The 11,019-nt window shown below is 40.0% G+C and carries 9 protein-coding genes and 1 pseudogene; 6 read left to right on the top strand and 4 right to left on the bottom strand.

Annotated features, from left to right (window positions below):
* Positions 1-183, top strand: a 183-nt coding sequence (locus K9V48_RS25455; protein ID WP_224141897.1) for a hypothetical protein, incomplete at its 5' end; no start/stop codon positions are given.
* Positions 184-355: 172 nt separating this feature from the next.
* Here K9V48_RS25455 and K9V48_RS25450 read toward each other — a convergent pair.
* The 4 genes and pseudogenes from K9V48_RS25450 to K9V48_RS25435 form a co-directional block, all read right to left on the bottom strand.
* Positions 356-1,537 carry a styrene monooxygenase/indole monooxygenase family protein gene (locus tag K9V48_RS25450; protein ID WP_224141896.1) on the bottom strand — a complete coding sequence of 394 codons (1,182 nt, stop codon included), beginning with the start codon at positions 1,535-1,537 and terminating at the stop codon, positions 356-358.
* A 404-nt stretch (positions 1,538-1,941) separates the two neighbouring features.
* A pseudogene (locus K9V48_RS25445) lies at positions 1,942-2,187 on the bottom strand (helix-turn-helix domain-containing protein); the annotation flags it as partial.
* Positions 2,188-2,748: 561 nt separating this feature from the next.
* Positions 2,749-3,669 carry a response regulator gene (locus K9V48_RS25440; protein WP_224141895.1) on the bottom strand — a complete coding sequence of 307 codons (921 nt, stop codon included), beginning with the start codon at positions 3,667-3,669 and terminating at the stop codon, positions 2,749-2,751.
* Positions 3,666-4,937, bottom strand: a complete 1,272-nt coding sequence (locus K9V48_RS25435) for a sensor histidine kinase (RefSeq protein WP_224141894.1) — start codon at positions 4,935-4,937, stop codon at positions 3,666-3,668. The genes K9V48_RS25440 and K9V48_RS25435 overlap by 4 nt, the downstream gene beginning before the upstream one ends.
* 213 nt (positions 4,938-5,150) lie before the next feature.
* Between K9V48_RS25435 and K9V48_RS25430 the strand changes: the two genes are divergently transcribed.
* The 5 genes from K9V48_RS25430 to K9V48_RS29790 all read left to right on the top strand — a co-directional run bounded on the left by K9V48_RS25430 (position 5,151) and on the right by K9V48_RS29790 (position 10,798).
* The gene (locus tag K9V48_RS25430; RefSeq protein WP_224141893.1) at positions 5,151-6,422 is read left to right on the top strand and encodes a cation:dicarboxylate symporter family transporter; all 1,272 of its coding nucleotides are present in this window, start codon (positions 5,151-5,153) and stop codon (positions 6,420-6,422) included.
* Between the two features lie 117 nt (positions 6,423-6,539).
* A complete protein-coding gene (gene aspA / locus K9V48_RS25425; RefSeq protein WP_224141892.1) occupies positions 6,540-7,979 on the top strand; it encodes an aspartate ammonia-lyase in 1,440 nt (479 codons plus the stop codon).
* A gap of 115 nt (positions 7,980-8,094) precedes the next feature.
* Entirely contained in the window at positions 8,095-9,813 is a 1,719-nt protein-coding gene (locus tag K9V48_RS25420) for an NAD-dependent malic enzyme (protein ID WP_224141891.1), read from the top strand.
* 333 nt (positions 9,814-10,146) lie between these two features.
* A complete protein-coding gene (locus tag K9V48_RS25415; protein ID WP_224141890.1) occupies positions 10,147-10,314 on the top strand; it encodes a hypothetical protein in 168 nt (55 codons plus the stop codon).
* A gap of 241 nt (positions 10,315-10,555) precedes the next feature.
* Positions 10,556-10,798 (top strand): chorismate mutase, encoded by a 243-nt coding sequence (locus K9V48_RS29790; RefSeq protein ID WP_368858311.1) that lies wholly within the window; start codon positions 10,556-10,558, stop codon positions 10,796-10,798.
* Positions 10,799-11,019: the final 221 nt, after the last annotated feature.

Below are 11,019 nucleotides of genomic sequence, written 5' to 3'. Positions count from 1 at the left end.
GCACGTCCAACTTTAAAACCCAGCTACCTTCACATGAGAAGATTAGCTGGGTTTCTTAATTATTTACATCCAATCATCTATAGAACTACTCTGATCGGTTTAGTAAAAAGGCGACTGCTCATTGTTCAGCAATCGCGTCCGATTGCTGAACGAGAAAAGAACTATTTTTTTACGGCCTATTGAACATTAGTAAGAAAATTTGCAAATATCTCGTTAAACCACTAATAATAATTTTATACTTTTCATTTGAATTTCTCTTTAGTTTGAGGAATACAAGAAATATCATTTCTAGAGTTAATCTAATCAATTTTTAATGATTTTTTCTGATATTCTATTCTTCTTTAACCAAACAGGCTTAATGTAGATTAGATGGTTGAAAAAAAGCTTTATAAGCTTTTCGTGGATCCGCAAACCATTCTGCAACTTCATCTGCGATTTTCTGATTTTCTGCGCCTGCTAACAGGACTTGAACAACATGCTGTGGTAGTACCTGAGTCATTGCATTTGTCCATTCTGTTACTTCTTTTACAAATGTTTTTGTTCGATCCCAATATGTCTCTCCAAGTTGGATGTCCCAGTTTGAATGTCTATATTGAATCAAAGTTTCGTACAATTTTTCAGCACAATAAGAAGAAAGATTACAGCCTTGGCCAGTAATGGGGTCATTAAGAAAAACACTATCTCCACAACCAACAACTAGTTTATTTTTAAAGGTTACGTAAGGTTTTCTAATTACAGGCTTAATGGCAACTCGAAGGAAGGCATTGTCATCGGAAAGCGCAAAGATATCTTGTTCGATACGTTCGTGGATGTTTTGGAAATATTTTCTTGTTACAATTTTCATTTGATTTGTAAATTCTTTTACATGCTTAATTTCTTTAAATACATCTAACTCTCTGTCTGGAATTGCCATAATGAACAATATTGTAACAGGCCCGTGTTCTGTGATTGCAGGAATCTCAAACATTTCACCTATTTCAGGCAGAACCGTTACGCTTACACCTAGGGGATTATTTGGCTTTACCCCTAAAAAATAACCAACAATACATTTTCGTTGAGGCACTTGGAAAGGAGAAAACTCCTTTTCAATAGGAAATGGAAAAAGAGGGCCCGATTTCCCAGTACAATCAATCATTAAATCAAACTCATCTACCAAACTTTCTATCTGATCTTTATTTACCCTTAAAAGTCGAAAAGAGACACCCTTGTTTTTAAGATCCTTCAAACAGTGTGAAAAGTAAAAACGCTGGTCAACAGATAATGCTGGTTCTTTTAGCTTTCCAACAAATAGTTTTTGATTACCAATCGTCATATGGATACTCTTAAGAAGAGTTTTATCTTCCCATTTTGGCATTTTAAAGCGATTTTCTCGGGTTCTTGTTGAGCCAAAGTGTACTTGGGTAGACATAATTCGTCCATTTCGGATCTTATCCGAAGAGTTTGAGTGAATAACAGTCACATCAAATTCTTCTTTAAGAGAATAAGCCAGCTGTAAACCTGCTGTGCCACTGCCTATAATACATATTTTCTTTCTCATGATTCTCTCCCCTTTGTTATTTGGTAATCATAAAGATAGTATAATAACATTGGTAATTTTCTGACTTTTATAGTCTAAGTAAAATACGTTGTGATGTAAATGCGACGATTTATTTAATTTCCATATTATTCATGTCTAAGTCAAACAATCCCTTTTTCCACAATCTGGCGCGATTGCTGAACAAAATTAAAAAAGCACTTTTTAGCTATCTGCTAACTTTTGTTCATAAATAATTCCATTGATGTTATTATTTGTTCCAAAACTCGTAGGTAAAGTTACTGTATTAATGCTTTGGATGCGGCCGATTGGTGGATTTTTAGGAGATAAATTTGGGAAGAGTAGTATCTTAATATTTGCCTTAGGGTTATCCGTAACTTTTTTATTAGTTATATCAGTTTATTGTCCTAGTTATCTTTCTGTAGTTTGCGATAGAGAGTCATGCGAGAGATACCGGCTTTCTCAGCAGCATCCTTTCGACTAAGCCCTTGCTTCATAAGATATAAGGCATACTGGATCTTTTCCTCATCAGCTTTTGGTCCTCCTGGAAGTTTACCTCGTTTCCTTGCAGCTAAAATTCCTTCCTTTGTTCGTTCAGAAGTTAAATCTCTCTCAAATTGAGCAATACCCGCAAAGATAGTAAGCAACATTTTCCGCGGAGAGCCTACTCTCGGTGAAGCGTTGAAAAGGAAAATAGTCGTGAGAATAGCGACTGTATAACTTTTCTTCATATCAGTGAAAGTGGTGGCACAGTACCAATGAAATGTCTAATCAACATGGAGGGATAGCCACTAGACTAATGAAGAATCATTTAATCATGTAAGGCAAGTCTTTATCGGTTAATAAGGTTCTCGTAAGACTAAAAGAGGTTCATCTCCCACGGGAGGCACCGACTTATTGAAACGGAAGAATTGAGACACATAAAGTGTTGATGATTAAATTGAATTGGATTAGTTGGAACGCCGTATGCGGTGAAAGTCGCACGTACGGTGTGAAGTGGGGGAAAAGCTGGCGATAATTTCAAAAGCTTACCTATCACTATAAGAATATAATCTGTAATTTTTTTCCGAATAATTATGAAAAATAAGGAACACAGACTAAGACAGCCACGTCCTGTGGCAACCTCTGCGTGACCCACATCCTGTGGACCTACTAACCATCAGTGGGAGATGAACAAAACCCCCACTGATTGAAGGTTCACTATACAGAGTTCATTATTCCACCAGCTGTCTCGCTTCCATAAACAACGCTTGGATAAACTTTTTCATGTTTATCCGGCTCTGGTTGCTTGCTTTTTCGCTATTGTCTTCTAGCTCCAGCATTTTCTTGCGGACTTCCGAGAAATCAAAAAATGTGGAAGAATAGGCTTCGAATTTTGGATTCATATAATCCGTCAATCCTAATGAAGCGATATGAATGAGCGCCTGGTAAAGAGCGCGGCGGACTCGCTGCTCAGAAGCTTTCATTTCTTTCTGGATTTCGGCCTCTTTCGCTTGATCTCCCAGCTTTTCAGCAGCGATGCCTGCAAAAATTTCCTTTAAAGATGGAAACGTGTAGGCAGAACCGAGTCTTTGCTTTTCATTTTGGAGGAATCCTAAAATTTTTAGTAAATCCTCGCTTCCCCCTTCTCCAATCATGCCTAAATCGGAAATTAAGGAACGCCCAGCTTCCATAATAGTTTTTGTATGAGAGGAGGACACGAACGGAGACTGCGGGTGGCCTGTAAATAAGTTTAACGATTCTTGAATGCCCCGGATCGATTGTTCCAACAGCAACCGCTCGTTTACTTTTTTTAATATGCCTGCAATTTCAAGATGGTTCAGCGGTTTTGTAATGTAGTATTCCGCCCCTAAACTATACGCCTCTCCAATCAGTTCCTTCGCTTCTACTTGCGAAATCATCACAAACTTTCCTTGAAATCGATCAGCAAGAGCTCGGATCGTTTCAATTCCGTCCCTTATTGGCATGAGCAAATCAATTAAGACAACGTCTGCTTTTTTTAAAGACAACAAGCCATTATCCACTAACGATCCGTCCTCCGCTTCTCCCACCACGTTTCCTAAATCTTCATCTTCAATCATATCTGTAAGCATTGCTCGAATGGCAGGATCGTCATCTATAATGAAATAATTCATCTCGCTAACCCTTTCTCTTTCATCGTATTCATCGGAAGTTCTACAATAAATACGGTTTCTTTATAGTTATCCATAAGCCTGATATGTCCTCCCCATTTTTCAACAGTTTGTTTCACATACGATAAACCGATACCCGTCGAAGGGTTTCCTGCCGCATCAAATTTCGTTGTAAAGCCTTCTGTAAAAATGACTTCCTTCAGCTTCGGTGCAATGCCGGGGCCATTGTCACTAACGCAAAACTCCACGAATTGATCTTTCCTTTTCACATGCAGAGATACGTATCCCTCTTCTTTAATGGCTTCCACGGCATTGGCCAACAAATTATTGATTAATGATAATACCATATATACATGGTAGGGCGGATGGTCCCCATCTACATGCAAGGAAAATGAAACATCTTTACGAAGGGACTCTGCATATCGTCTATTGGACACGATCATGATGTTACCGAGCTGTTCGATATTCATATAATCCTGCAGATTTTCGGAGGACATGAGTTCCGACAACCCCGCATAAATCCGCTGGTTATCTTTTTTGATCTCATGCACGAGACCGGCAATCTGCAGCGCCGTTTGCGCATCACCGCCGCCTTTCTCCCCTGATTTTAACCGGCGATAAAAATCATAACACATGCGGGTGATTTCTTCCGCATTTTGCATCGTTTTCTTCAGTTGAACCGATTCTTCATACAAATTTGAAATAAAAAGCAGCATTTTCTCCTTTTGCCTGCGCTGCTCTTCTTCTGCGAATTTTGCTTCTCTAATCTTTAAAATATTAAAAAAGCCGAGAACGAAAAAGCTTCGAATAAAGGCGATGAAAACGAGTTGTTCAAAGGCAAGCAAGGAAATGTCCTGATTTGCCAGGAAAGAACGGGTCGCCATTTCCGATACGCTTGCAAAAAGCTCGATCCCTACCCCTAAAAGACCGATCATAAACGGTCGATCGTGCCGTTCGTTCAATTTCATCCAATGAAATATGAACGCGTACATTACGTAATAGAAGAAGGCGGGAAAATGAAGATACATCGCTTCCTCAACAGATATGTCTCGAATCCCAACAGCCAGCAAAAAACGAAAAACAAACACACTCAACCCCGTTAAAATACCTGCAATATTCGGATGAATCCCCCTCCACCACAGCAAAAACAAGAAAAAGACGGGCGTCCCCATACTGACTCTGAATGTATCGTCGAATGGATAAAACTTGAATTCACCAGCAAGAGGCACCGCAATCATCATCAGTAGTAAAATCCATATACGCTTTTTCAAGACGGTTCCTCCTCAATCACTATTTAAAAACATAACACATTGTACTGAAATGGTAAAAAAGAGGAAAGGGTTTTGACTGAGATTTTTAATTTTCCCATTTGCCCTTGTAGGTTTCAGTAGGTTTCAGTAGGTTTTAGTAGGGCTGATTGTAAACTAAGGACAATCGTAATGATGAAAGCGTTAACAAAAACAATGGCATAGGGAGGAATTTAAATGAAAAAGTTTGGATTAGCTACACAAATTTTTGTTGCACTTATACTAGGTATTGTTGTTGGTGCTGTATTTCACGGTAATGAAACAGCTATGGCCATTATGGTGCCGATTGGCGACATTTTTATTCATTTAATTAAGATGATTGTCGTCCCGATTGTCATTTCTGCATTAGTAGTCTCAATAGCAGGAGTTGGCGATATTAAAAAACTAGGAAAATTAGGCGGGAAGACCATTCTCTATTTTGAGATTGTCACCACTATCGCCATTGCTATTGGATTACTGGCGGCAAACTTGTTCCACCCGGGTTCTGGTTTAGATACAAGCAATCTTGAAAAAAGTGATATTTCAAAATATGAAGAAACGACGAAAACAGCTGAAAGCCAGGGATTTGCAGAAGCGATTGTCCATATTGTTCCGAAAAACATATTTGAATCCATGGCTCAGGCTGACTTGTTGCCGATTATTTTCTTCTCTGTGTTGTTTGGTCTAGGAATTGCGGCAATAGGAGAAAAAGGAAAACCTGTCCTTGGCTTTTTTGAAGGTGTATTAGAAGCAATGTTCTGGGTGACAAACCAAGTGATGAAGTTTGCCCCGTTTGGTGTGTTTGCACTGATTGGTGTAACCGTTGCTAAATTTGGTATTGGAACATTAATTCCTTTAGGGAAATTAGTGCTTGCTGTTTATGTGACGATGGTATTTTTTGTGTTCGTCGTTCTTGGGATTATTGCGAAAATGTCCGGGACAAGCATTTTTGTTCTCATAAAAGTGTTAAAAGACGAACTGATTTTGGCATTTACAACGGCAAGTTCAGAGGCTGTATTACCAAGGCTTATGGATAAAATGGAAAAATTCGGATGTCCGAAATCCATTACTTCTTTTGTTATTCCAACAGGCTATACGTTTAATTTAGACGGTTCATCAATTTATCAAGCACTTGCTTCACTTTTCGTGGCACAAATGTATGGTATTAATCTATCAATTACACAACAGATTACGTTATTACTAGTATTAATGTTAACGTCAAAAGGAATGGCCGGCGTTCCCGGGGCGTCATTTGTTGTCATTTTAACAACGCTTGGTGCTATGGGACTGCCGCTGGAAGGGGTTGCGTTTATTGCCGGTATCGACCGTATTTTAGATATGGTAAGAACAGCGGTTAATGTCGTGGGGAACTCATTAGCGGCGATTGTCATGTCAAAGTGGGAAGGTGAATTTGACCAAGAAAAAGCAAACCATTACGTTGATTCATTTAAACAATCAGACGTAGCATGAACTAGTTGATTAGAAAACTTGGATTATAGCTAAGTCCTAATGGCGAAAGCCTTAGTTTTTCTTATACTATCATCCTTAAGATATAAATTCTGATAGTAAAATAAAGGAGGAAACACCATGTCAACAATCACTATAAATCATAACGTACGTATTGAAAAAGATTTCTTAGGATCAAAAGAAGTACCTGTGCATGCATACTATGGTATCCAAACATTGCGTGCGGTCGAAAACTTTCCGATTACAGGCTATCGTATTCATGAAGACTTAATTAAAGCGTTGGCTATCGTGAAAAAAGCAGCGGCTTTAGCAAATATGGATACTAAACGTTTGTACGAAGGACTTGGTAAAGTGATTGTTCAGGCAGCAGATGAAGTGATCGAAGGCAAATGGCACGATCATTTTATCGTGGATCCAATCCAGGGCGGTGCAGGTACATCAATGAATATGAATGCGAACGAAGTCATTGCTAACCGTGCACTCGAATTGCTTGGAAAAGAGAAAGGGGACTATGTTCTTAATTTAAGTCCAAACAGCCATGTGAACATGTCTCAATCAACAAACGATGTGTTCCCAACCGCGATTCATATCGCCACCCTTAATTTACTCGAAAAATTGTTAAATACGATGCAGTATATGCTTGATGTCTTTAAGAAAAAGGCACAACAATTCGACCATGTGATTAAAATGGGGCGGACACACCTTCAAGATGCCGTGCCGATCCGTCTTGGTCAGGAGTTTGAAGCATACAGCCGTGTGTTGGAGCGTGATATTAAGCGTATTAAACAATCACGCCAGCATTTATATGAAGTGAACATGGGAGCAACAGCGGTGGGAACAGGCTTAAATGCAGACCCTCGCTACATCGAAAGTGTGGCTAAGTATTTGGCGGATATTAGCGGTCTTCCACTTGTTGGTGCGGAGCATCTTGTTGATGCGACACAAAATACAGATGCTTATACAGAAGTCTCTGCTGCGTTGAAAGTATGTATGATGAATATGTCTAAAATCGCGAATGACATACGTTTAATGGCTTCTGGCCCTCGTGCTGGACTTGGCGAAATCACATTGCCGGCTCGCCAGCCAGGTTCATCGATCATGCCAGGAAAAGTAAATCCGGTTATGCCAGAGATGATTAACCAGGTGGCCTTCCAAGTAATCGGCAATGATCATACAATTTGCTTGGCCTCTGAAGCAGGCCAGCTGGAACTAAATGTAATGGAACCAGTGCTTGTCTTTAACTTGCTTCAATCCATCAGCATTATGAACAATGCATTCCGTGCCTTTACAGACTACTGTCTGGCAGGTATTGAAGCAAACGAAGACCGTCTAAAAGAGTATGTGGAAAAAAGCGTAGGGATTATTACTGCTGTTAATCCACATATTGGGTATGAAGTGGCAGCACGTATCGCACGGGAAGCTATTATAGAAGGTAAATCCGTGCGTGAACTATGCCTATTGAATGATGTGTTAACGGAGGAAGAACTTGATCTTATTTTAAATCCTTATGAGATGACAAACCCAGGTATTTCTGGGGCCGCGCTGTTTGGTAGAGAGTAATTCTCATACATGATTTTGATGGAAAAGCAATTGTGCAAAACACCTCCTTAAACGTTCAAAATGAAGTCACAGTTGATGATTAATAAAAGTCTTATGTAAAAAGGGAAGGGATTATATGTGTAAATTTATCGTTTCTCCTAATGGGGAATTTGAAACAGCTATGCGAGGTGCGGAGATATTGTCAACACCGTTGTTGAACAAAGGAGTCGCATTCACACAGGAGGAGCGAAAACAGTTAGGATTAACGGGTCTGCTGCCGCCAGCTGTATTGACTTTGAAAGAACAGGCTCATCGTGCTTATGAGCAATACCGGTCTCAGCCCAACGACTTGAGCAAGAATTTATGTTTGTCTGCCTTGCATGACCGTAATGAAGTTTTGTTTTATCGACTTTTCACTGATCATCTAAGTGAGATGATGCCGATTGTTTATACGCCGACAGTCGGAGAGGCAATTCAGCGTTATAGCCATGAATATCGGCGTCCACACGGAGTTTACTTATCAATTCACGATCTCCATGGTATTGAAGAAGCATTTGTCAACTTTGGGGCTAATTCAAATGATATCAAGTTAATCGTAATCACTGATGGAGAAGGTATCTTGGGAATCGGTGACTGGGGAGTTGGAGGGATCAACATTGCCATCGGCAAGCTTGCGGTCTATACTGCAGCAGCAGGTATTGATCCAAGCTGTGTTATGCCTGTTGTATTGGATGTAGGTACGAATCGTGAAGACCTACTTAATAACCCATTCTATATTGGTAATCGACATCCGCGAATTCAAGGCGAGCAGTATGATGCGTTTATAGACACAGTCGTGACTACAGTAGCGAGAATATTTCCAAATGCTTTACTTCACTGGGAAGACTTCAGCTCAAGTAACGCACGAAATATTTTAGGCAAGTATCGTGATAAAGTCTGCACATTTAATGATGATATACAAGGGACGGGGGCAGTTTCACTGGCAGCAGTATTGGCAGCAGTACGTGCCTCACGTATTCCTTTACGTGAACACCGTATTGTAGTATTTGGTGCAGGCACTGCTGGAGTTGGAATCGCTGACCAAATACGTGACGCTATGGTGCGTGACGGCTTATCGAAAGCCGAGGCTAATCGCAGGTTTTGGTGCATCGATCGATTTGGTTTACTTACTGACGATATGGATACATTACACGATTTCCAGCAACCTTATGCACGGCCAATCGGAGAGGTGACCGATTGGAAACGCGATAGCTCTAACGGTGAGATTGGACTTACGGAGGTAGTTCAACAAGTACATCCAACCATCTTAATTGGTACTTCAACAGTTGCTGGAGCATTCACCGAAGAGATTGTGAAAGAGATGGCATCCCACGTCGAGAGACCTGTCATTTTGCCTATGTCAAATCCAACCTCATTGGCGGAGGCAAAGCCGGTTGATTTAATTAATTGGACAGAGGGACGAGCGCTTGTGGCGACTGGAAGTCCGTTTGCACCTGTTACGTACAATAACACGGTATATGCAATCGGACAATCTAACAATGCTCTTATTTTCCCAGGTCTTGGTCTTGGAACGATTGTATGCCAAGCTCTCTTGATTACTGATAGCATGTTCACAGCAGCTGCTGATGCAGTAGCAAACATGATTGATGTAAGCCAACCGGGGGCGCCTCTATTACCGCAAGTAGAGAATCTTCGTACAATCTCTGAAACAGTGGCGATAGAAGTTGTTAAAGCCGCAATAATTGACGGTGTCGCTCGCGTAAAACCAGATGATATTGCTCAGGCTGTCCGCGATGCAATGTGGGAACCCAGCTATCGTCCCTTAAAGGCTATAAAGGAAAAAATGCTGTCATAGGGTATCTTCATCTAACACGATACTGGAGACTAAAACAAACACGAATGCACTGGTAAGACAGAGAGGAAATGGTGTTTAGGTCAAAGTAATAAAAGCAAGATAGTCCCAAGTAGGCAGTAGTTAAGATGGTAATGATAAGTCAGTTCTGATGCAAGGGATCTACTCAACTCTTTGTTAATCTTTTTGTTCACAAAATTCACTTTTCCGAACTGTAAAGGAAGATTTTCGATCTATTTTTAAGCTTTGATATGACTGGGTTCTTGAGTGCAATAGATGTAAACGATTATAATTAAATTGAATTATCAATAGCTTAGTAGAGAGGAGACTGTTTAGATGAGAGAGTGTAAGAGCATAGAAGAGGTAAGAGAAAATATTGATAAGCTTGATAATCAAATTGGTGAACGACCCCTCCTTACTTCGTTGAAGAAGGGGCTTCCTGATTCAATGACCATTGCTTATCAGAATGATCTAACAAGTCTTACATGGTCTCCACAGGCGTAAATTCGGACACGACCTTGCCCTACAAAGATTAGCACGTTGGCTAGTTCTTTGATGGCTTGAAGATTTTACACGACAGAGCGTTCTTCCTGTCGAAACCTCATATCTTCAGTTTTCAAAGAGCATGTTTGACTCCAGTATAGCACAAACGTTCTGAAAAATAAACATTTTGGCTAACGCCAACCGACAATCATCCCCTCCCTACTCATTGGGCTACGCCCTTCGCATTCCTTGAGGAAGGGGAATTCTGTCGGAATACGTTAAATTAATTAGTGAAAGAAGTAGGTTTGTTGAACAAGCTGCTAAATTCAAAAAAGATACTGAAGATGTTAAAGCACCGAAAAGAGTAGATGCAGTAATTGAAAAGGTTCGAAACGTTGCTAATGAAAATAATGTAAATCCCAATATTATCGAAGAAGTGTATCGAACAATGATTTCATGTTTTATAAATCACGAATTGGTTCAACATTCAAAAATAAATAATTAATTAGCTAAAGGATCTTCGATTTGAAGATCCTTTTTCAGGTTCTGGTGCAAAAACTATTTGATGGAGACATAGAACCTACATGGCCTGTTCAATGACAGATTATGATGCAATTCCAAACAACTTATTTATCCCACCTTAACGGGCAGTAAAACTCCGACTTCAAGATTCGAGAGAAGCAAAGAAGATAAGTGGGAGATAACTGCCCGTAAAGATCCGACGAA

The organism is Metabacillus rhizolycopersici (genome assembly GCF_020075705.1).
This window is presented reverse-complemented; position numbering and strand designations above follow the sequence as displayed.

What these genes read in the sequence shown, in the direction of transcription:
- K9V48_RS25450 (WP_224141896.1), bottom strand. Translation starts at nt 1,537, where the DNA reads ATGAGAAAGAAAATATGTATTATAGGCAGTGGCACAGCAGGTTTACAG.
- K9V48_RS25440 (WP_224141895.1), bottom strand. Translation starts at nt 3,669, where the DNA reads ATGAATTATTTCATTATAGATGACGATCCTGCCATTCGAGCAATGCTT.
- K9V48_RS25430 (WP_224141893.1), top strand. Translation starts at nt 5,151, where the DNA reads ATGAAAAAGTTTGGATTAGCTACACAAATTTTTGTTGCACTTATACTA.
- aspA (WP_224141892.1), top strand. Translation starts at nt 6,540, where the DNA reads ATGTCAACAATCACTATAAATCATAACGTACGTATTGAAAAAGATTTC.
- K9V48_RS25420 (WP_224141891.1), top strand. Translation starts at nt 8,095, where the DNA reads ATGTGTAAATTTATCGTTTCTCCTAATGGGGAATTTGAAACAGCTATG.
- K9V48_RS25415 (WP_224141890.1), top strand. Translation starts at nt 10,147, where the DNA reads ATGAGAGAGTGTAAGAGCATAGAAGAGGTAAGAGAAAATATTGATAAG.